This window comes from Anaerofustis stercorihominis, assembly GCF_005844425.1.
GTDB classification, from domain to species: Bacteria; Bacillota; Clostridia; order Eubacteriales; family Anaerofustaceae; genus Anaerofustis; species Anaerofustis butyriciformans.
This window is the reverse complement of record NZ_SPHL01000003.1, coordinates 33,381-55,494: the sequence shown is the minus strand read 5'-3', so window position 1 is coordinate 55,494 and position 22,114 is coordinate 33,381. Positions and strand designations below refer to the sequence as shown.

At 30.1% G+C, this 22,114-nt stretch carries 22 protein-coding genes; 14 read left to right on the top strand and 8 right to left on the bottom strand.

What is annotated here, in order from left to right; translation table 11 throughout:
* Positions 1-51 precede the first annotated feature (51 nt).
* The 10 genes from FGQ49_RS01705 (at position 52) to FGQ49_RS01660 (ending at position 11,999) form a co-directional block, all read left to right on the top strand.
* The gene (locus FGQ49_RS01705; protein WP_138268199.1) at positions 52-3,477 is read left to right on the top strand and encodes a pyruvate carboxylase; all 3,426 of its coding nucleotides are present in this window, start codon (positions 52-54) and stop codon (positions 3,475-3,477) included.
* A 124-nt stretch (positions 3,478-3,601) separates the two neighbouring features.
* Positions 3,602-4,069 (top strand): tRNA (adenosine(37)-N6)-threonylcarbamoyltransferase complex ATPase subunit type 1 TsaE, encoded by a 468-nt coding sequence (tsaE, locus tag FGQ49_RS01700; RefSeq protein ID WP_138268198.1) that lies wholly within the window; start codon positions 3,602-3,604, stop codon positions 4,067-4,069.
* A complete protein-coding gene (gene tsaB / locus FGQ49_RS01695) occupies positions 4,062-4,772 on the top strand; it encodes a tRNA (adenosine(37)-N6)-threonylcarbamoyltransferase complex dimerization subunit type 1 TsaB (protein ID WP_138268197.1) in 711 nt (236 codons plus the stop codon). The genes tsaE and tsaB overlap by 8 nt, the downstream gene beginning before the upstream one ends.
* A gap of 1 nt (position 4,773) precedes the next feature.
* The gene (gene rimI / locus FGQ49_RS01690) at positions 4,774-5,217 is read left to right on the top strand and encodes a ribosomal protein S18-alanine N-acetyltransferase (RefSeq protein ID WP_138268196.1); all 444 of its coding nucleotides are present in this window, start codon (positions 4,774-4,776) and stop codon (positions 5,215-5,217) included.
* A gap of 15 nt (positions 5,218-5,232) precedes the next feature.
* Positions 5,233-6,633, top strand: a complete 1,401-nt coding sequence (locus FGQ49_RS01685) for a hypothetical protein (protein WP_138268195.1) — start codon at positions 5,233-5,235, stop codon at positions 6,631-6,633.
* Positions 6,626-7,630, top strand: a complete 1,005-nt coding sequence (tsaD, locus tag FGQ49_RS01680; RefSeq protein ID WP_138268194.1) for a tRNA (adenosine(37)-N6)-threonylcarbamoyltransferase complex transferase subunit TsaD — start codon at positions 6,626-6,628, stop codon at positions 7,628-7,630. Before FGQ49_RS01685 ends, tsaD begins: the two co-directional genes overlap by 8 nt.
* Positions 7,631-7,904: 274 nt before the next feature.
* The gene (gene alr, locus FGQ49_RS01675) at positions 7,905-9,032 is read left to right on the top strand and encodes an alanine racemase (RefSeq protein WP_138268193.1); all 1,128 of its coding nucleotides are present in this window, start codon (positions 7,905-7,907) and stop codon (positions 9,030-9,032) included.
* A 196-nt stretch (positions 9,033-9,228) separates the two neighbouring features.
* Positions 9,229-9,513, top strand: coding sequence for a co-chaperone GroES (gene groES, locus FGQ49_RS01670; RefSeq protein WP_138268192.1), 285 nt, complete (start codon positions 9,229-9,231; stop codon positions 9,511-9,513).
* 36 nt (positions 9,514-9,549) lie between these two features.
* Positions 9,550-11,163, top strand: a complete 1,614-nt coding sequence (gene groL / locus FGQ49_RS01665; protein WP_138268191.1) for a chaperonin GroEL — start codon at positions 9,550-9,552, stop codon at positions 11,161-11,163.
* A gap of 131 nt (positions 11,164-11,294) precedes the next feature.
* The gene (locus FGQ49_RS01660; RefSeq protein WP_138268190.1) at positions 11,295-11,999 is read left to right on the top strand and encodes a metallophosphoesterase; all 705 of its coding nucleotides are present in this window, start codon (positions 11,295-11,297) and stop codon (positions 11,997-11,999) included.
* 109 nt (positions 12,000-12,108) lie between these two features.
* Here FGQ49_RS01660 and FGQ49_RS01655 read toward each other — a convergent pair whose 3' ends face one another.
* Positions 12,109-12,966 (bottom strand): putative manganese transporter, encoded by an 858-nt coding sequence (locus FGQ49_RS01655; protein ID WP_138268189.1) that lies wholly within the window; start codon positions 12,964-12,966, stop codon positions 12,109-12,111.
* A gap of 190 nt (positions 12,967-13,156) precedes the next feature.
* Between FGQ49_RS01655 and nadA the strand changes: the two genes are divergently transcribed.
* Genes nadA through FGQ49_RS01635 form a run of 4 tightly spaced genes read left to right on the top strand, consistent with a single transcriptional unit; the run spans position 13,157 to position 16,736 of the window.
* Positions 13,157-14,068 (top strand): quinolinate synthase NadA, encoded by a 912-nt coding sequence (nadA, locus tag FGQ49_RS01650; RefSeq protein ID WP_138268188.1) that lies wholly within the window; start codon positions 13,157-13,159, stop codon positions 14,066-14,068.
* Between the two features lie 10 nt (positions 14,069-14,078).
* Entirely contained in the window at positions 14,079-15,368 is a 1,290-nt protein-coding gene (locus tag FGQ49_RS01645) for an L-aspartate oxidase (RefSeq protein ID WP_138268187.1), read from the top strand.
* A complete protein-coding gene (nadC, locus tag FGQ49_RS01640; RefSeq protein WP_138268186.1) occupies positions 15,352-16,206 on the top strand; it encodes a carboxylating nicotinate-nucleotide diphosphorylase in 855 nt (284 codons plus the stop codon). Before FGQ49_RS01645 ends, nadC begins: the two co-directional genes overlap by 17 nt.
* Positions 16,207-16,217: 11 nt before the next feature.
* Positions 16,218-16,736 (top strand): transcription repressor NadR, encoded by a 519-nt coding sequence (locus FGQ49_RS01635; protein WP_138268185.1) that lies wholly within the window; start codon positions 16,218-16,220, stop codon positions 16,734-16,736.
* A 12-nt stretch (positions 16,737-16,748) separates the two neighbouring features.
* On the opposite strand, the gene FGQ49_RS01630 is transcribed toward FGQ49_RS01635, so the two are convergent.
* The 7 genes from FGQ49_RS01630 to thiS all read right to left on the bottom strand — a co-directional run bounded on the left by FGQ49_RS01630 (position 16,749) and on the right by thiS (position 22,043).
* Entirely contained in the window at positions 16,749-17,570 is an 822-nt protein-coding gene (locus FGQ49_RS01630; protein WP_138268184.1) for an SDR family oxidoreductase, read from the bottom strand.
* A gap of 112 nt (positions 17,571-17,682) precedes the next feature.
* Positions 17,683-18,552 (bottom strand): LysR family transcriptional regulator, encoded by an 870-nt coding sequence (locus FGQ49_RS01625; RefSeq protein WP_138268183.1) that lies wholly within the window; start codon positions 18,550-18,552, stop codon positions 17,683-17,685.
* 127 nt (positions 18,553-18,679) lie between these two features.
* Positions 18,680-19,249: a thiamine phosphate synthase gene (locus tag FGQ49_RS01620; protein ID WP_138268182.1), complete on the bottom strand. Its 570-nt coding sequence runs from the start codon at positions 19,247-19,249 to the stop codon at positions 18,680-18,682.
* Entirely contained in the window at positions 19,233-20,408 is a 1,176-nt protein-coding gene (thiH, locus tag FGQ49_RS01615; protein WP_138268181.1) for a 2-iminoacetate synthase ThiH, read from the bottom strand. The genes FGQ49_RS01620 and thiH overlap by 17 nt, the downstream gene beginning before the upstream one ends.
* A 10-nt stretch (positions 20,409-20,418) precedes the next feature.
* Positions 20,419-21,195 (bottom strand): thiazole synthase, encoded by a 777-nt coding sequence (locus FGQ49_RS01610; RefSeq protein ID WP_138268180.1) that lies wholly within the window; start codon positions 21,193-21,195, stop codon positions 20,419-20,421.
* Between the two features lie 12 nt (positions 21,196-21,207).
* Complete coding sequence (gene thiF, locus FGQ49_RS01605) at positions 21,208-21,849, bottom strand: sulfur carrier protein ThiS adenylyltransferase ThiF (RefSeq protein WP_138268179.1); 642 nt, start codon at positions 21,847-21,849, stop codon at positions 21,208-21,210.
* On the bottom strand, positions 21,849-22,043 hold the full coding sequence (gene thiS, locus FGQ49_RS01600) for a sulfur carrier protein ThiS (protein ID WP_138268178.1): 195 nt from the start codon (positions 22,041-22,043) through the stop codon (positions 21,849-21,851). Before thiS ends, thiF begins: the two co-directional genes overlap by 1 nt.
* Positions 22,044-22,114 lie beyond the last annotated feature (71 nt).

The window sequence follows — 22,114 nt, the reverse complement described above, 5'->3', positions numbered from 1 at the left end:
ATTAAGAAAATTTAGTATAATATTTAGAATATATGGAAAGAGGAGGGCATGATGAAAAATTTTAAAAGAGTTTTAATCGCAAACCGTGGTGAAATTGCAATTAGAATAATAAGAGCGGTACAAGAACTTGGAATGAAAGCTATTTGTATTTACTGCGAAGAAGACAAATTATCACTTTTTAGAAGTAAAGCAGATGAGGCTTATCTAATTAAAGGTACCAATTCACCAACGGACGCCTATTTAAACATAGAAGCAATAATTGAACTTGCAAAGGCTAAAAATATTGATGCAATACATCCAGGATATGGATTTTTATCAGAAAATCCTGAATTTGCGGCAGAATGTGAAAAGGCCGGTATTAAATTTATCGGACCAAATTCAAAAGTTATCGAACTTCTTGGAAATAAAGTTAATGCCAAAAATGCAGCGATAGAAGCCGGAGTTAGTGTTCTTGATGGTATAAAAGTAGATACGGTTGAAGAAGCAAAAGACATTAGTGCAAAAATCGGATACCCTGTTATAATAAAAGCCAGTGCCGGCGGCGGTGGAAGAGGTATGAGAGTTTGTGAAAGGGAAGAAGATTTAAAAGGTCAATTTGAATCTGCCGTAAGAGAAGCAAAAAAAGCTTTTAACAATGGAGAAGTTTTTATTGAAAAATATGTTCGTTCTCCAAGACACGTTGAAGCTCAAATCTTAGCCGATGAATACGGGCATATTGTTCATCTTTTTGAAAGAGACTGTTCTATTCAAAGAAGACATCAAAAAATTATTGAATTTTCACCTTCACAATCAATTAGTGAAGAAACAAGAAGAGCAATTTGTGAAGAATCAGTAAACCTTGCAAAACACGTTGGATATACAAATGCAGGTACAGTTGAATTCTTGGTTGATGAAAATGAAAAACATTATTTTATGGAAGTTAACCCAAGAATCCAAGTTGAACATACTGTTACAGAACTTGTAACAAATGTAGACTTGGTTCAAGCTCAAATTTTAATTGCCGAAGGATATAAACTTACAGATGAAGAAATAAACATTCAATCTCAAGATGATATAAAAATGAGTGGTGCGGCAATTGAATGTAGGGTTACAACAGAAAATGTATTAAATAACTTTATGCCAGATACAGGTAAAATTACAATATACAAAACAGGTGCAGGTCCAGGGGTAAGACTTGACGGTGGTAATGGTTTTGCCGGTTCTGAAATAACACCTTACTTTGACAGTCTTCTTGTTAAAACAACAACATATGCAAGAGACTTTGACAAAGCAAGAAAGAAAATGATAAGAACTTTAAAGGAACACGAAATCGAAGGTGTTTCTACAAACAAAGACTTCCTTATCAATGTTTTAAAACATCCTGACTTTAAGAAAGGAATATGTAATACAAACTTTATTGAAGATCATCCTGAACTTTTCAATATTGAAAAATTTGATGATCAACTTGCAAAAGTTCTTACATATTTATCTGAAACAACATTAAAACATGATAATCAAAATAAAGAAATTATACCAAAAATAGAAGTTCCTAGATTTAAAGACATGCCTGCTCTTAGAGGAACAAAACAAATTCTTGATGAACAAGGTCCTGACGGACTTGTAAAATGGATAAAAGATCAAAAACAGCTTTTATTCATGGATACAACTATGCGTGATGCGCAACAATCTTTATTTGCAACAAGAATGAGAACCGTTGATTTCTTGAAAATAGCAGAAAGCGTAAGCCGCTATGAAAAAGATGTTTATGCTCTTGAAGTATGGGGTGGAGCAACATTTGATACATCTTATCGTTTCTTAAAAGAATCTCCATGGGCAAGACTGGAATTATTAAGAGAAATGATTCCAAATATCTTATTCCAAATGCTTCTTAGAGGTTCAAACGCCGTAGGATATAAAAACTATCCTGATAATGTAATTAAAGAATTTATCAAACAAAGTGCAAAAAGCGGTGTTGATGTATTTAGAGTGTTTGATGCTCTTAACTGGTTAGATCAAATTAAACCTTCTGTTGAAGAAGTATTAAAACTTGGAAAAGTTGCAGAAGTTGCAATTTGTTATTCTGGAGATATATTAGATAAAAACAAAACTAAATATACATTGGATTACTACATTAAAAAAGCAAAAGAAGTTGAAGCAATGGGTGCGCATATTCTTGCAATTAAGGATATGTCAGGCTTATTAAAACCTGCTGCAGCAATGAAACTTGCAAAAGCATTAAAAGATGAAGTAAATATTCCAATTCATTTCCATACTCATGATACAGCAGGAAACGGTGTTTCAAGTATGTTAATGGCAAGTGCCGCAGGAGTAGATATTGTAGAAGGTGCTCTTTCTTCAATGAGTGGAACTACATCACAACCTTCTCTTGAAGCAATAGTTGCAGGTCTTGAATATACTCCAAGACAAAGTAATATTAATTTAGATGAAATTCAAATCGTAAGTGACTACTATGAAAAAGCAAGAAAATACTATACAGGATTTGAATCAGGCTTAAAAACAGGAACAACTCAAATTTATAAATATGAAGTTCCCGGAGGACAATACAGTAACCTTAAATCTCAAGTTGAAAGTTTCGGACTTGGACATAGATTTACAGATGTTCTTGAAAAATATAAACAAGCAAATGAACTTCTTGGTGATATAATCAAAGTAACTCCAACATCAAAAGTTGTAGGTGACTTTGCAATTTTTATGCTACAAAATGATTTAGATAAAGAAAATATCTATGAAAAAGGAAAAGACTTAGCATTCCCAGACAGTGTTGTAGATTTCTTTAAAGGAATGATTGGTCAACCTGAATGGGGCTTTGATGAAAAATTAAGAGAAGTTGTTCTTAAAGGTGCAGAATATATTACAAAACGTCCAGGTGAACTTCTTCCAGATGAAGACTTCGATAAGATAAGAGAAGAATTTAGAGAAGAATTCGGTATGGAATTAAATGAAAAACAAGTTCTTTCTGCAGCACTTTATAAAAAAGTTTATAAAGATTATCTAAAATTCAAAGAAGATTATGGTGATTTAACTTATATGCCTTCAGATGCTTTCTTTACAGGGCTAGCACTAGGCGAAGAAACAGAAATATTCTTTGGTGAAGGTAAGAGTCATGTAATTAAACTTGTAAGAATCGGTAATACTCATCCTGACGGAACAAGAAGAATGGTTTATGAAGTTGACGGCTTCAGAAGAGTTTTATATGTAAATGATCCAAACTTTGTGGTTAATCAAACAACTGATAAAATAATTGAAATGGCTGATCCTAAAAATGAAAAACATATAGGTTCTCCAATTCCTGGTTCTGTAATTAAAGTAAATGTTGCAATCGGAGAAGAAGTTAAGAAAAACCAATCTGTATGTGTTGTTGAAGCAATGAAGATGGAAACTGAAGTTGTTGCTCCATGTGACGGTGTAATAAAAGACGTATTGGTTCAAGAACTTGACAATGTAAAAGCCGGTCAATTATTAATAGAATTTGAATAAAATATCAATTTAAAGAAGCGGTTAACCGCTTCTTTTTTATTTATGAAATATGCGTTATATATTTATTAATATATTATTTTTTGATATAATATACTTTAAGTTTAAAATAGAATAGGAAAAGTTTATGAATTTAGTAACAAAAAATGATATTGAAACTACGAAACTTGGAGAAAATATAGGGAAACTTTTAAAGGATAATACGACTGTTTATTTGATTGGAGAAATGGCAAGCGGTAAAACTCAGCTTAGCAAAGGTATTGCTAAAAGTCTTGGATTAATATCAGAATTTTCTTCTCCAACATATACCATAATAAACGAATATAAAGATGGCGTTAATATTCTTTATCATATGGATGCTTATAGAATTGAAGATATAAGCGAACTTGATTATATAGGATTTTATGATATTTATAAAAAACATAAAATGATAATTGAGTGGGCAGACATGATAATGGATGAACTTGATTATAGCGGTATTATTGTAAATATAGAAAAATCAACAAATGATTTTAATGAAAGAAATATAAATATAAAAGCTTTAGATGAAGAGTCTAAAGATATTATAGATAAATTGGAGGAAATGTATGTGTAGAATACTTGCAATAGATACTTCAACGGTTGCGGCAAGCGTTGCAATTTTGGAAGATGATAGAATACTTGGAGAAGAATATACTGCGTATAAACTTAAACATTCTGAAAAACTTCTTCCTATGATAAAACATCTTCTTGAAGACGTAAGACTTACTATTGATGATATTGATTATTTTGCTGTAGGCAATGGTCCTGGGTCTTTTACGGGACTTAGAATAGCGGCAGCTACAGTTAAGGCATTTTCTCAAACAAAAAATAAGCCTATTATTTCTGTTTCTTCTTTGGAAGCTTGTGCAAACAATGTAAAAGGACTAAATGATGTTATTTTTGTTATTTTTGATGCACAAAGAAATGATACTTATTTTAATATGTTTATTGAAAAAGATTCTAAATTATCAGCTAAGTATGAAGATGGAATAAAAAATATTGAAGAGGTTATTTCAAAGGCAGAAGACTTTGATAGGGTTTTATTTGCTGGAGACGGGATAATAAAATATAAAGATAAAATTAAGGAAAAACTTAAAGATAAAGCTATATTTGCCACTACTTATAATTATCTTCCAAAGGCAAGCGGTGTTTGTATAGTAGCAAAAGAACATTTAAAGGAAAATAAAAAAATTTACCGTTATGACAATTTCTTGCCGAATTATATAAGACCTTCTGCAGCTGAAGAACAAAGATTGGAAAAGAATAAAAGAGTATAATATGAGTATTTTGGTAAGAGAAGCGGTAATTACCGATATAGAAGATATAATTGAGTTTGAAAAAGGTTGTTTTGCAAATCCATGGTCTGATAATTCTATTTTTTCAGAGCTTATAAACGATAAAAGTTATTATATAGTTTTTTATGATAAAGATGAGCTTATAGCTTTTGGAGGTTATCAGGATATTGTCGGGCAAGGGCATATTACGACAATGGGTATAAAGGAAAACAGAAGAGGAAAAGGGTATGGAAAGGATCTTTTGCTTATCCTTATAAAGCACGCATTAAAAAAAGGCATTAATGAAATGACTTTGGAAGTTAGGGAATCTAATGAGCCTGCAATAAATTTATATGAAAGTGCTGGATTTAAAATTTACGGAAAAAGAAAAAATTATTATGCGGATAATCATGAAGATGCTTATATAATGTGGCGATTTGAAGAATAATTTTGGGGAGATATAATGACAAAAAAATTTAAGAATAAGATAAATATTTTTATATTAATTATATTGGTACTTTGTATGGTGCCTTCATTTATTCTTGCTGCATCAAAAACTGATGGGACAGAAGAAAAAAAAACAAATACAACAAGAACCTTTTTTTCATTAAATAAAAAAGATACATATGATAAATCCATTTTTATGGGAGTTTATACAAATATAGTAAATGAAGGAAAGATAAACGGTAATGTAATAGCACTTACAAGCAATATGGAAAATAAGGGATACATTGATGGAAGTGTTATATCATTTTCACCTGAATTTAATTCTACAGGTACAATCAATAAAGATTTAATAGGCTTTTATAATAATTTATATCTAAATAATGCTACAATAAACGGTGATTTAATTGTATATGGAGATAAATTAATTACAAACGAAAAAACATTTATAAAAGAAGATGTAAATGTATTTGTGGATGATGTTCTTTTAAAAGGAACTGTTAACGGAAATGTTTTTATTGTTGGGGATAGCGTAACAATTAACAGTAAAATAAATGGTGATGTTAAGGTTGGATGTAATGAACTTGTAATAGGAAAAGAAGCTGAGATAGAAGGTAAACTTATATATGAAAGTGAAAATCCTATAGTTAAGACAAAAGAAAGCAAGATAAAAGGAGGAGTAGAAAAAAAAGATTTAGGTCTTAATATTCCTCAAAGCATTACGACTTCTGATAGCAGTGTGTTTGCAGATTTTCTTGGATATTATAATAATTTAAGCAAGATAACAATTTTAATCATAGGCTTAATTCTTATAAAATTATTCCCTATAAGTGCTTTAAAAGTAGAGATATTTGCAAGAAGAAATATTTTAAAATGTTTAAGCATGGGGGCTCTTACAATGCTTGTAATAACTCCTCTTATGTTTATATTAATAATGACAGTTGTCGGCATTCCGGTTGCGCTTCATTTGTTAAGTTTATATTTTAACTTAACTTATATTGCAACTATTCCAACGGCTCTTGTTATTGGCGGACTTTTTGTAAAAGGTCAAAAATTATCTAGTAAAATGCTTACTGGTGTGTTTATTCTGCTTGCATTGGAATTTTTGTCTATAGGTATATTAAGTTCACTTATTATATTTGTATTTAATTTAATAGGAATAGGAAGCATTGTAATGCTTGTTTCACTATATTTGCGTTTCCAAATGAAAAGGGAAAAGACAGAATATATAACACTAATGAGTATTAATGACAGCAGAGAAGATATAATCAGAACTAAACAAAAATTTGAACAAATGAAAAGCAGAAAATTTGAAGAAGCAATGAGAAAAAGAGAAGAAACTCTAAAAGAAAATGATGATAATGAAAAACAAGAAGAAACTGAAGATATAAATAAAAAAGAGGATAAAGAAGATGAGTAGTATTTTAACTTTAGCGATTGAAACTTCCTGTGACGAAACAAGTGTTGCAGTTGTTGAAGACGGTATAAAAGTTAGGTCAAACGTAATTCATACACAAATTGATATTCATAAAGTTTACGGAGGGGTTGTTCCGGAAATTGCATCTAGAAATCATTTAATGAAGATTTCAAGTGTTGTAGATAAAGCACTATCAGATGCAGGTGTAACTTTTGATGATATTGATTTTATAAGCGTTACCACAGGACCAGGGCTTGTTGGAGCTTTACTTATAGGTTTATCTTATGCAAAAGCTCTTGCTTTTAGTTTAAATAAAGACTTAGTTGGTGTAAACCATATGGCAGGGCATATAAGCGCAAGTTTTCTTATGGGTGCAAAACCTCCTTTTGTATGTTTAACGGCAAGCGGAGGACACACAAATATAACAAAGGTTAATAGCTATACTGATTTCGAACTTCTTGGTTCTACTAAAGATGATGCTGCGGGGGAAGCTTTTGATAAGGTTGCAAGAAGCCTTGGACTTTCTTATCCGGGAGGAGTTCAAATAGATAAGCATGCAAAACAAGGAGATGAACACAGCATTGATTTTCCTATTGTTATGATGGGTAAGGATAATCTTGATTTTAGTTTTAGTGGACTAAAAAGTGCGGTACTTAACTATTTAAATAGTAAGAAAATGAAAAATGAAGAGATTAACATAGACAATGTTTGTGCAAGCTTTAACAGATGTGTTGTAGATACAATAGTAAATAAAACAATGTTAGCACTGAAAAAAGAAAATATGAAGACACTTTGTGTCGGTGGTGGAGTTCTTTGTAACGATATGCTGAGAAATGAACTAAAAAAACGATGCGAAGAAGAAGGCATAGAATTATTTATTCCTGATAAAGTTTATTGTACGGACAATGCTGCAATGATTGGATGTAGTGGATATTTTAATTATATAAATAACAAAAAAGACAGTCTGATTTTAAATGCAAATCCTGACTTAAAATTGTAATATATAGTTAAAAAGTTAATAAAAATGTAATAAAAATTATCAACATTTTTTGTGGATTTTTAAACATCATCAATGTAAAATATAATAAAATTGTTGATAATTCATGTGTATAAAATAGACAAAATCCCTTAAAATAAGTACTTTTAAATGTGAATAATTGTGGAAAACTGTGGATAAGTCTGTTGATATGTGTATAAATTTGTAGAAAAGATAACAAATTCATTATATTTTGTAAAATTTTATCAAAAAATGAATATTATGGAGTAATTTGAAAATGGAAAGATTTCAAACGGGTGTAAAGATAAATTTAGATAATTTAATTAATAATTACAGAGTAATAAAAAATAAAGTTGGAGATAAAAAAGTAATACCTGTAATTAAAGCTGATGCATACGGACACGGTGCAGAAATATGTGCAAAAGTTCTAATGGAAGAAGGAGCTGATTTATTTGCTGTTTCCAGTGTGTATGAAGCTATGTGTCTAAGAGAGTATGGTATTGACAGTGATATATTAATACTTGGTTATGTTCCGGATAGAAAGATTAATAAAATTTTAGAAAATAATATTATTCCTGCAATATACAATCTTGATTTTGCAAAGAAATTAAATGAAGAAGCTTTAAAAAACAATACAAAAGCAAGGGTACATATTAAAATTAATACAGGCATGAACAGACTTGGATTTAAAAAGCATGAAATTGACAGTGCTTTTGCCGCTTTAAAGGAGCTTACAAATCTTGAATTTGAAGGAATTTTTTCTCATTTTGCAACAAGTGACGAAGTTGATAAAACTTATAGCAAAATGCAATATGAAATATTTGAATATGCAATAAATAAAGCTAAAGAATATGGCTTTGACATAAAAATAAAACACATAGCAAATTCTGCCGCGATAACTGATTTAGATGAATATTATCTTGATGGTGTAAGAGCTGGTATTGTTCTTTATGGAATTTATCCTTCAGAGATTAAACCCGAGATTAATCCTTATAAACCTGTTATGTCTTTTCACACAAGCATAAGCAATATTTTTACAGTGGAAAAAGGAGAAACCATAGGTTATGGAAGAACTTTTACAGCTGATAAAAAAACAAGAGTTGCCGTAATGTGTGTAGGGTATGCAGACGGATATAACAGAAAGCTTTCAAACAAAGGAAAGGTTCTTGTTAATGGTAAATATGAATGTAGTGTAATAGGAAACGTATGTATGGATATGACAATGCTTGAAATTCCTATGGATGCAGACATAAACATAGGAGATAGCGTTGAAATATTTGGAGAAAATATAAGTGTTTCAGATTTAGCTATATTATGTGAAACAATTCCTTATGAGCTTTTATGTTGTATAAACAAAAGAGTAAAAAGAGAATATATTTTAAATTCAGAGCCGAGAGAATTTTAATTTCTCGGTTCTTTTTTTATAATTATCTTTAACATTAAATTAGAGAAAAATTTTAAAAGATAATTAATTTTTTTTATAAATACTATTGACAATATATATAAGTGTGCTAAAATACTATTAGCACTCAGAGAAGAGGAGTGCTAACGAGATTGATTATAACTAATATAAAATATATTTTAGGAGGCGTGAGTTAATCATGAAATTACAACCACTTGGCGACAAAGTCGTAATAAAAGTAAAAGAAGAAGAAAATAAAACAGCAACAGGTATCATTTTACCTGATACAGCAAAAGAAAAACCTGTTATGGGTGAAGTAATCGCTGTTGGTACAGGTGAAATCGTAGATGGTAAAAAAGTTGCTTTAGACGTAAAAGAAGGAGATACTGTTATTTATTCAAAATATGCAGGCTCAGAAGTAAAATTAGAAGGCGAAGAATATCTTATTTTAAGACAAAACGATATTTTAGCTATTGTTAAATAATTTTAATAATTAGTAGATAAGGAAAGGTGATATAAAATGGCAAAAGAAATTAAATACGGAATTGAAGCAAGAGAAGGTTTAAAAGCCGGAGTTGATAAATTAGCTGATACAGTTAAAGTAACATTAGGACCAAGAGGAAGAAATGTTGTTCTTGGTAAAAGCTTTGGTTCTCCAATCATTACAAATGATGGTGTAACAATTGCAAGAGAAATCGAACTTGAAGATAACTTTGAAAATATGGGTGCACAACTTGTAAAAGAAGTTGCAACAAACACAAACGATGCAGCAGGGGACGGAACAACAACAGCAACTGTACTTGCTCAAGCAATTATCGGAGAAGGTCTTAAAAACGTTGCAGCAGGAGCAAACCCAATGGTACTTAAAAAAGGTATCGAAAAAGCAGTAGATAAATTCGTTGAAGAACTTAAGAAAATTTCTAAACCTGTTGAAGGTAAAAAAGCTATTGCTCAAGTAGCAGCTATTTCTTCAGCTGATGAAACAGTAGGTGAACTTATTTCAGAAGCTATGGAAAAAGTTGGTAATGACGGTGTTATTACAATCGAAGAAGGAAAGTCAATGAAAGTTGAACTTGAATTCACAGAAGGTATGCAATTTGACAGAGGTTATTTATCAGCATACATGGCAACAGATGTAGAAAAAATGGAATGTGTATATGACAAACCATACATCTTATTAACAGATAAAAAAATCAGCAATATGCAAGAAATCTTACCTTTATTAACAGAATTACAACAAGCTGCAGGTAACTTACTTATCATTGCTGATGATATCGAAGGCGAAGCTCTTTCTACATTAATTGTAAATAAACTTAGAGGCGTAATTAACTGTGTAGCAGTAAAAGCTCCTGGATTTGGTGATAGAAGAAAAGCTATGCTTGATGATTTAGCAATTTTAACAGGTGGTACAGTAATAAGTGATGATTTAGGTATGGATCTTAAATCTACAACTCTTGATATGCTTGGTAGAGCAACACAAATCAGAGTTGATAAAGAAAACACAATCATCGTTGAAGGTCATGGGGACCCAGAAAAAATCGAAGACAGAAGAAATCAAATTAAAGCTCAAATTCCTGAAACAACTTCAGAATATGACAAAGAAAAATTACAAGAAAGACTTGCTAAACTTTCTGGCGGTGTAGCAGTAATTCAAGTAGGTGCTGCAACAGAAACAGAAATGAAAGAAAAGAAATACAGAATCGAAGATGCTCTTAATGCTACAAGAGCAGCTGTAGAAGAAGGTATCGTTCCTGGTGGTGGTAGCGCAATGATTTCTACAATTCCAGCATTAGACGAACTTGTAAACTCTCTAGAAGGAGATGAAAAAACAGGTGCTGCAATTATCAGAAAAGCTGTTGAAGCTCCACTTAGACAAATCGCATTTAACGCAGGTGTTGAAGGTAGTGTAGTAGTTGATAAATTATTAAATGAAGAAAAAGGTAAAGGTTTCGATGCATTTAACTTTGAATATAAAGACATGGTTGAAGCAGGTATCGTAGACCCAACTAAAGTAACAAGATCAGCTATGCAAAATGCTGCAAGTGTAAGTGCTATGTTCCTTACAACAGAAGCTAGTGTTGCTGATATTAAATCAGAAGACAACGCTCCTCAAATGACACCTCCAATGATGTAATTTAAGTGAAGCGAAATTAAAACACCCTTTATTAAGGGTGTTTTTTTATTAAAAAAAATTAATATTATAAAACATTATAAATTTATATTTTATGATAAAATTACTATATAAAATAAAATCAGAGGGTTTTTATGAGATATATAATAAGTGATATACATGGTTGTTATGATGAGTACATGGATTTAATTAATAAAATAAACTTGAAAGAGAAAGATACATTATATATTTTAGGTGATGTGGTGGACAGAGGACCCAAACCAATGGATGTATTTAAAGATATAATGAATAGGAAAAATGTTGTTTATCTTCTAGGAAATCATGATTTTCTTTTTTATGAAATGATAAAAAAATTTGACAATGATTTAAAAGATAAAGATAAGAAAAGCTTATCTTCTGCGGATATTGATTTATATTTTGCATGGAGCGAAAGCGGCGGGAAAATAACAATGAATGAATTTAAAAAGATGAGTAAAGAAGAAAAGATAGCATTGGCTCATTATATAGAAAATGCAAGTTTATATGAAGAAATATATCATAACAATAAACATTATATTCTTACTCATGCCGGACTTGAAAATTTTGATAAAGATAAAGAAATCGGTGAATATGAAATATTTGATTATATAGAAGGAAGAAGTGACTATTCAAAAAGATATCTTGAAGATGAAAATACTTTTTTTATAAGCGGACATACTCCGACTATGTTAATTAATGATGACAGAAAACCTCATATATACAAACAAAATGGGCATATTGCCATAGATTGCGGTTGTGTATATGGAGGAAAGTTGGCGGCATATTGCATAGAAACACAAGAAGAATTCTACAGCGATTAATATATATTCTTTTAGCTCTTTCTTTTGTTTTTTACTGAAGTTGCAATAACACAGAAATTTATATTTACACTATAAAAATAAAAAGGTATATCAATTTGATATACCTTTTTTATATAAAGTTTGAAAATAAATCAATTATTATCCCGCAAATTGAACCTATTAGATAGAGAAGGATAAGAATTTTAATATTTTCTTTTCTGTCCTTGTTAACCTTAAATAAAACCAAAAGACCAACTCCTGCACTTACCAGTAATCCTGCCATCATGGCTCCAAAGCCGAGTCCTCCACTTAAATATAAATTTGTTATTATTACTGAACCTGCACAGTTAGGTATAAGTCCTACAATTCCTGCTATTAATGAACCTATTACAGGTTTATTTAAAATAATGTTTGAAAGATTTTCTTCTCCAATAAATTCAATAAAAATATTTAGTACAAATGTAAATATAAATATGAAAATAAAAATATTTATAGTGTGTTTAATTGCAGAAAACAAAAAACTTTCTTCTTCTTTGCAATCATCATGCATATGGTTATCACTGTGTCCCATATTGACTTTATGGTCTATGTCTGATTTTCTAAGTAGTATATCTATTATTAACCCAAAAAATATTCCGATTATCACTTTTGAAAAAATTATCTTAAGTATTAAAGAAATAGGAGCAGCACTTGCAATCATTATAGGAAGCATTTCATCTGATGTTGATAAAAAGATTGCAATTAAGGTACCAAGGGAAATTATTCTTCCTGCGTAAAAATTTGATGCGGCAGTTGAAAATCCACATTGTGGTATTGCTCCAAGCAAAGCTCCTAAAATTGGGCCGAATATACCTGCTTTTTCAATTATCTTATTAAATTTATCTTCTGTTTTATGTTCAATAAATTCAAGTATTATATATGTAATAAGTAAAAACGGAAATATTTTAATGCTGTCGGTAAAAGCATGTTCCAAAGAATGTAATAGCATATAACTCTCCTTAAATTGTATTATGTTAGCCTATGGTAACATATTTTAATATAAAAAGTCTACCATAATTATATAATAAAATTTGTTTTTTTCTAATAGTAATAAAGTATTTTTAATATTATTTACAACTGTCTTGTCATATGTAAAGTTTAGTGCTATAATATGTGACAAGTCAATTAAGGAGTATAAAATGGGAGATACAGTTATTAGTAAAATCGAGAAATTAAAAAAAGAAAAAAATGCAGTTATATTGGCACATTATTATGTGGATGATGAAATACAAAAAATAGCAGATTATGTTGGAGATTCATTTTATCTTGCAAAAGTGGCAACAAAAATAAAAGAAGATGTAATAGTATTCTGCGGAGTATCTTTTATGGGAGAGAGTGCAAAGATACTTAATCCAAATAAAAAGGTTTTAATGCCTGATGAAAGTGCAGATTGTCCAATGGCACATATGGCAAGTGTAGAAAAAATAGAACAAATGAAAAAGGAATACGATGATTTAGCAGTTGTATGTTATGTAAACTCAAGTGCAAAATTAAAATCACACTCTGATGTATGCGTAACATCTTCAAATGCATTAAAAATTGTTGAAAGTTTGCCAAATAAAAATATTTTCTTTATCCCTGATGAAAATTTAGGAAGATATGTATCAGAAAAAGTAAAAGATAAAAACATTATTTTAAATGACGGATATTGTCCTATACATAAAAAAATGGATAAAGAAAGTTTATTAAAGGCAAAAGAGCTTCATGAAAATGCTGAAGTTTTGGTTCATCCTGAATGTACAGAAGATGTATTAAAACTTGCTGATTACATAGGCAGTACAGCCGGTATTATTGATTATGCCACAAATTCTTCATGTAATGAATTTATTGTAGTAACAGAAACCGGTGTTTTATATGAGTTAAAAGAAAAGAATAAAGATAAAAAATTCTATACTATTTCATGTGAACAGATTTGTCCTGATATGAAAAAAATTACTCTTGATAAAATACTTAACTGTCTTGAAAATGGCAGTGGTGAAGTAGTATTAGATGAAAATTTAATGAAGGAAGCATATTTACCTTTGGAAAAAATGCTTGAACTTGGGAAATAAGGAAGAGATAATGAAAACAGATATAGTAATTGTGGGTACAGGTGCGGCAGGACTTTTTGCCGCACTTAATTTACCTAAAGAAAAAAATATAATTATAATAACTAAAGATGAAGCGAAAAACAGTGATTCATTTTTGGCTCAAGGCGGAATGTGTGTTTTAAAAAGTGAAGATGATTATGACAATTATTTTGAAGATACAATGAAAGCCGGGCACTATGAAAATGATAAAAGGTCCGTTGATATAATGATAAGATCTTCTGTTGATATATTAAAAGATTTGGAAAAATATAATGTAGATTTTGCAAAAGAAGGTAATAATTATATATATACAAGAGAAGGGGCTCATTCTTCCAAAAGAATATTATTTCATGAAGACACAACGGGAAAAGAAATTACATCTAAGCTGCTTTTAGAAGCAGAAAAGAGAGATAACATAACAATAATGGAACATGTTATGATGGTTGATATAATTTCAAAAGATAATGTATGTTATGGCATTGTTGCAAGAAATGAAGAAAATGAAGTTTTTCTTATAAATGCAGATTATACTATATTTGCATGTGGCGGAATTGGCGGACTTTATGATAATTCTACAAATTTTCCACATATTACAGCAGATGCTATAGCAATCGCAATAAATAGAGGAATAGAACTTAAAAATATAGATTATATTCAAATTCATCCAACAACTCTTTATTCAAAGAAGAAGGGAAGAAGATTTTTAATTTCCGAATCAGTTAGGGGAGAGGGGGCAATTCTTTTAAATAAGAATATGGAAAGATTTGCTAATGAACTTCTACCTAGAGATTTACTTACAAAAGAAATATTAAAACAGATGAAAAAAGATAATATGCCTTATGTATGGCTTTCAATGAAGCCTATAGATGAAAAAGTAATAAAGCATCATTTCCCTAATATATATAAACACTGTCTTGAAGAAGGATATGACGTTACAAAAGAACCTATTCCTGTTGTTCCTTCTCAGCATTATTTTATGGGCGGAATAAAGGTAGATTACAGTTCAAAAACATCTATGGAACATTTATATGCAGTAGGTGAAACAAGCTGTAATGGCGTTCACGGTAAAAACAGACTGGCAAGTAATTCTTTACTTGAAAGTTTAGTATTTGCAAAAAGAGCTGCAAAGGAAATAACTGATAAAGATGAAAAATTAAATAAAATTGATATAAATATTAATTTAGATGAATATAAAGATTATACTTCTCTAAAAGAAAAATATAAGAAAGAAGTTCTTAAAGAAGTTGAAAGGAACAAGGAAGAACATGAAAGAGCAAATTAGTATGAAATTAAATATGGATAATCTTATCATGCAGGCTTTAAGAGAAGACATTACAAGTGAAGACATAACAACAAATGCCGTAATGAAAGAATATAAAAAAGGTGAAGTTGAACTTATATGTAAGGAAGATGGCATCATAGCCGGTCTTGATGTATTTAAAAGAACATTTGAGCTTTTGGATGAAGATACCAAAGTTGAATTTTATGTAAAAGACGGACAAGAAGTAAAGAATAAACAACTTATAGGTAAAATTACGGGAGATATAAGAGTTCTTCTTTCAGGGGAGAGGACAGCACTTAATTATCTTCAAAGAATGAGTGGTATTGCAACTTATACAAATAAAGTTGCATCAATGCTTAAAGGAACAAAAACAAAGCTTTTAGACACTAGAAAGACAACCCCAAATATGAGAATATTTGAAAAATATTCAGTTAAAGTAGGGGGTGGATATAATCACAGATACAATCTTTCAGATGGTATACTTTTAAAGGATAATCATATCGCTGCTGCGGGAGGGGTTAAAGAAGCCGTAAAAATGGCAAAAGAATATGCTCCTTTTGTAAGAAAAATCGAAGTTGAAGTTGAAAATTTGGAAATGTTAAAAGATGCACTTGATGCAGGGGCTGATATTATAATGCTTGATAATATGAAAAAAGAAGATATGATAGAAGCTGTAAAAATGTGTAAGGGAAAAGCTCAAACTGAGTGTTCTGGAAATGTAACAAAAGAAAATATAAAAAATTTAACTGATATTGGAGTGGATTATATTTCAAGCGGTGCACTTACTCATTCAGCAAAAATTCTTGATTTATCTATGAAAAATTTAAAAACTTTGTAGGGTAAAGTATAATGGATGCAAAAAGCAGAAGAAAAGAGATATTAAATATAATAAAATATAATATGGAACCTGTTTCAGGAAGTTCTCTTGCAAAAAAATTAAATGTAAGCAGGCAGATTATAGTCCAAGATATAGCACTTCTTAGAGCCGAAAATAACGATATTATTTCTACACATAAGGGATATATTCTTAATGGAAAAAATACTTTTAAAAGAGTTTTTAAGGTTTATCATAATGATGATGAAATAGTAGATGAATTAAATACTATTGTAGATTTAGGGGCTAGAGTTATAGATGTATTTGTAAACCATAAGGTTTATGGTAAACTTACTGCGAAACTTGATGTTTCATCTAGAAGAGATGTGTTAAATCTTGTTGATGGAATAAAAAAAGGGAAGTCTACACCTCTAAAAAATACTACTTCTAATTATCATTATCATACTGTAGAAAGTGAAAGTGAAGAAATTTTGGATCTTGTTGAAAAAGCATTAAAAGAAAAAAATTATTTAATAGAAAAAACAGCTGAATAATCAGCTGTTTTTTTATTGTTTTAAAGGTCCATAAAAATATGATGCGGTTGCTCCTCCATCAACTAAAAAGTCACTTCCTGTAATAAATGCACCTTCATCGCTTAAAAGAAGTTTAGCTATATTTGCAATTTCATCTGCTGTTCCAGGACGTCTTGCAGGGCAGTTTTTAAACATGTTTTTATAAAATTCTCCTCTTTCACCATTGAATTCATCAATTGCTAAAGGAGTGACTATTATTCCTGGTGAAATTGAATTTATTCTGGCATTTCTTTCTCCCCATTTTACAGCTTCTGCCATAACTCTTTTTACATTACATCGTTTTGCCATTTGGTATGCATGAAGTGTATCTTTTATATTTTTAAATATATCTAAATTTAATAATTCTTCAGTAGGTGTTGTTGCAAGTAGCTCATCTTCTTCTTTTGTTAATGCTGGTAGTCTGTGTCCAGATTGAGAGGATATTGTTACCCCACATCCACCTTGTTTTATTTCTTTCCCAACTTCTTCTAATAACACGGCGGTTCCGTATAAATCTACTTTTAAAATTGTTTCTATTGATGCTTGAGAAGGGGATACTCCTGCGGCATTAATAAGCATAGTTATTTCACCAAATGATTTCGCATAATTAATAATATCAATAATAGAACTTCTTAAAGCTAAATCCATTTGTTTTGATACAGTATCAAAACCTGCATTATTCATTATGTTTGATATATTATCAGCATTTTTTTTATTTTTGTCAGCAATAATTATTTTCTTTCCAAAGCCTACTCTTCTTGCAATTGCCATACCTATTTGACCGGCACCAGTTAAAATAACAACATCTTTTTTCATTTTCTTCATCTCCTTTAATAATATTTTATATTTTTATTATTAAAGGAGCAATTCAAGTTTTATATCACCATCATAAGTAAAACTTATGTGAACATATGATTCGTATTACGATTTAGTTAAGTAGCATTTTTGCAAAATCTTCAATTAAATCATACTTTTTATTGTCTTTTTTCCAGAAAGCATAATATTTTATTTCCATTTGTTTATTATCTTTAAACAGTGGAATTGTTTTTAAATTATTATTTTCTTTATTTTCTTTTTCACATAACCTAAAACCTCTATTGGCGGATATAAATAGTTTGCTTTCATCTTTATTCTTTGCAAATATAGTTTCTCCCTTAAAATTAAGAATATCTTTATAAAAAAGCTGCTCGTTATTTTCCTGCTTTTGAGATGAAATTATAATACAGGTATAAGGTTTTAAATCTTGCATTGTTACAAATTCATTATTTGATAAAGGATGTGTTTTAGAAACTTCAATAAAATATTTGTTTGAAAATAAATATTGATTTACATAGTTATCACTAAAAGCTCTTCTTTGATCATTTAATACTATATCAACTTTACCATCCCTTAAATTTTCATATAAATCTTCATGGTTTCCGCTTATTAAATTTAAATCAGTGTTAGGATAAATTGATGTAAATTTAATAATTGCTTTTTTTAATCTGTCACCTTCATAATTATTTAGATACCCGAAATTTATATAGTTTCTCTTATTTTTTGCAATAGCTATAGTTTCTTGTTTTATTTCTTCAGCTTTTTCTAGAAGGATAAGTCCTTCTTTATAGAAGTATTTTCCAGCACTTGTTAAAGAAAAACCTCTGTTTTTTCTTTTTAAAAGTTCAACTCCTAGTTCTGATTCTAAAGCTTTAATTTGTTGAGATATTGCAGACTGAGATATATAGCATTCTTCTGCTGCTAAAGTAAAGCTTCCAGTTTGAACAATTTTTGTAAAATAATATATTTGTTTAAGTAACATCTTAATCACCTTATTTTTTTACATTATAATATTAATTTATCAATTTTATTATTTATTATAATTGATATAACTAAAATAATAAATTAAAGTGTTATAAATAATAAAAAAACTGTCTAAAAAGACAGTTTTATATTTTCCCTTCCATAAATCCAGACATTATACAAGCACCTTTTGCCCCCATATCAATAACTTTATCAATATTTTCTTTATTAATTCCACCTATTGCATATACTGGAATATCGACACATTCCGTTACTTCTTTTAAAAAGTCTAGCCCTCTACCTTTAAGACCTTTTTTACAGTCCGTTTCAAAAATATGTCCTGCTGTTATATAGGTTGCGCCAAGATTTTTAGCTTCTATTGCTTCATTAGTGCTGTGTGTTGAAATTCCAATAACATCAAAATATTTAAGCTTTTCTTTTTCCTCTTTTGCTTTCCAAAGAGGAAGATGTATTTTCTTTTGATTTAAGGATATTGCTGTATCAATGAAATTATGAAGTATTATATCTGTGCTGTATTTATCACATATTTTTATTACTTCCATAGCAAGTATTTTATATTCATCTTCTTTTAAGTCTTTTTCCCTTAAAACTATAGCTTTAGGATTTTTTTTACATATTTGTTCTATTCTCTTATAAAAATCTATATTGCATAAATGTCTGTTTGTGATACATATTAAATTATGATAAGTATACATAATCATTCATTACGGGTTGAAGACCTCTATTTTTAATTGCGTCTAAAACTTCATCAAGAGTTCTAGCATCGCTGATTTCAAATTGGTCGTCTCCTTCTTCTTCTACTTCATCAGTATGACTTCCAATTCCCGTACTTACTCCTGCCGATATTTTTGTTGCACACATTCCAAGAACATTATCCCTAAATCCTGCTCTTTCTCTTGTTGAGATAGTTAGTCCTGCAAAAGGCATAAATAATCTATATGCACACATAACTTGAAGAAGTTGTGGTTCGTGTACGTCTTTTGGATTTATTTTGTCGTTGTTTATTATAGGTCTAAGTCTAGGACATGAGAAAGATATTTCTGCATGAGGATATTTTCTTTGTAGATAATATGCATGAAGTCCTGTTGCAAGAGCGTCTTTTCTAAAATCATCAAGACCAAGCAATGCCGCAAAGGCAACTCCTCTCATTCCACCCATTAAGGCTCTTTCCTGTGCATTAAATCTATAAGGGAAAATTCTTTTATGCCCCATTAAATGAAGTGTTTCATATTTATCTGAATTGTATGTTTCTTGGAATACCGTTACAAAATCTGCACCGTGTTCGTGTAAGTATTTGTATTCATCGCTATTCATAGGATAAACTTCAATACCTACGTTTTTAAAGTATTTTTTTGCTATTTCGCAGGCTTTACCTATGTATTCAACATCAGACATTTTTCTGCTTTCGCCTGTTAGTATAAGTATTTCTTCTATACCTGTTTTACTTATTGCTTCCATTTCTTTTTCAATATCTTCATATGGAAGTTTTGCTCTCTTAATTTTATTGTAGCAGTTAAATCCACAGTATATACAATAGTTTTCACAGTAGTTTGATATATAAAGAGGAGTAAAAAGATATATTGAGTTCCCAAAATGTTTTCTTGTTTCTTTTGTAGCAGCTTTTGCCATGTCTTCAAGGAAAGGCAGAGCTTCAGGGGATAATAAAGCCTTAAAATCTTCTATTGATTTTTCGTCTTTGTTTAAAGCTCTTATTACATCTTCTTTTGTATATATATCAAAATTTGTATTTTCTATTTCGTTTATTACTTTATCCATAATGTCTGAAGGTATTTGTTCCATATCTTCCATATATTCCATATGACTTACTTTTCTCATTTCTTCGATGCTTTTCATTTCTGCCTCCTTAGTCTCTTAAAAATCCTGTTAGCGGAGAAGATGAAACTGCTCCGTCTTCTATAACTCTTCCAAGACCTGCAAGATAAGCATTTCTGCCGGCATTTATTGCATCTTTAAATGCTTTTGCCATTAGAGGAATATCTTTTGCTGTTGCTACTGCAGTATTTACCATTACCGCATCTGCTCCCATTTCCATTACTTCACAAGCTTCACTTGGTCTTCCAAGACCTGCATCAACTATTACCGGAACATCTATTTCGTTTATAAGTACTCTTATAAATTCTTTTGTAGAAAGTCCTTTGTTTGAACCAATAGGGGATGCTAATGGCATTACACATGCTGCTCCTGCATTTACCATATCCCTTGCTGCGTTTAAGTCAGGATACATATAAGGCATTACAATAAATCCTTCTTTTGCTAACTCTTCTGTTGCTTTTATTGTTTCGTAATTATCAGGTAAAAGATATTTTGATTCATGTATAACTTCTATTTTAATAAAGTCTCCACATCCAAGTTCTCTTGCAAGCTTTGCTATTCTTACGGCTTCTTTTGCGTTTCTTGCTCCTGATGTGTTTGGTAGAAGGGTTACTCCTTTTGGAATAAAATCAAGAATATTTTCTCCTTTTACAGTGTTTGCTCTTCTTAAAGCAAGGGTTATTATTTGTGCGTCGGCATATTTAATTGCCGCATCAATTAAGTTTAAGTCGTATTTTCCTGAACCTAGGATAAATCTTGAAGAAAATTCTTTTCCTCCGATTATAAGTTTGTCTTCTTTGTTTTGCATTGTTTTTCTCCTTTACACTTCTTCTTTTCCTAAAATAAGTCTTATTGCCATGTTTGCTTGATGTGCTGCACATATGTTTACTCTTGGCGCCATAAGTCCGATACCATTATTTATATCGCTTTTCTCATCACCGCAAATATATAAGGTTTTCATTTTTTTTGTAGTTTTTATTAAGTTTGAACTGTCAAATCCAGCCATACCGTTTCCTGAAATAATTTTTTTGTCTTTATATTCACTTAGAATAGCAGTTATTAGCATAGCTTTATTTTTTGCATCGTCAAAAGCTTCACATATTATATCGTCATCTTTAAATATTTGTGCTGCATTTGTTTCGTTTATCTTTATATCGTCAGCTTTAATATTTAAATATGGATTTACTTCTTTTAATATATCTATTGTCGCTTTTGTTTTTTTCATGCCAAGGTGTTTTATATAATAATTTTGTCTGTTTAAATTGCTTAAGTCTACTTTGTCGAAATCGACTATATGAATATTTTCTATTCCGCTTCTTGCAAGCATTACGGCTATATTTGAACCAAGTCCTCCAAGTCCTGCCACTGCGACTTTTGCGTTTTTTAGCTTTTCATGTATTTCATTTGAAAATCTTATATCTATTATTTGGTTTATTTCTTCTTTTTTAGGTACTTTATTCATCAGCCTCCTCCTACAAAACTTACTACTTCTATTTTGTCGTTGTCTTTTATTTTGATCTTATCAAAATCTTTTTTGCTTATTATTTCTTCATTAAGTTCCACTGCTACTTTTTCACTATCAAAATTGCATTTTTCCAGCAGTTCTTTTAAAGAAATATCAGATAATTTTGTGTCTTGACCGTTTATCTTTATCATATTTCCTCCTTTTTCGTAAAAAAAATACCACAAGAAGAATCTACACCCGCGGTGGTGTACCCCTTCTTGTG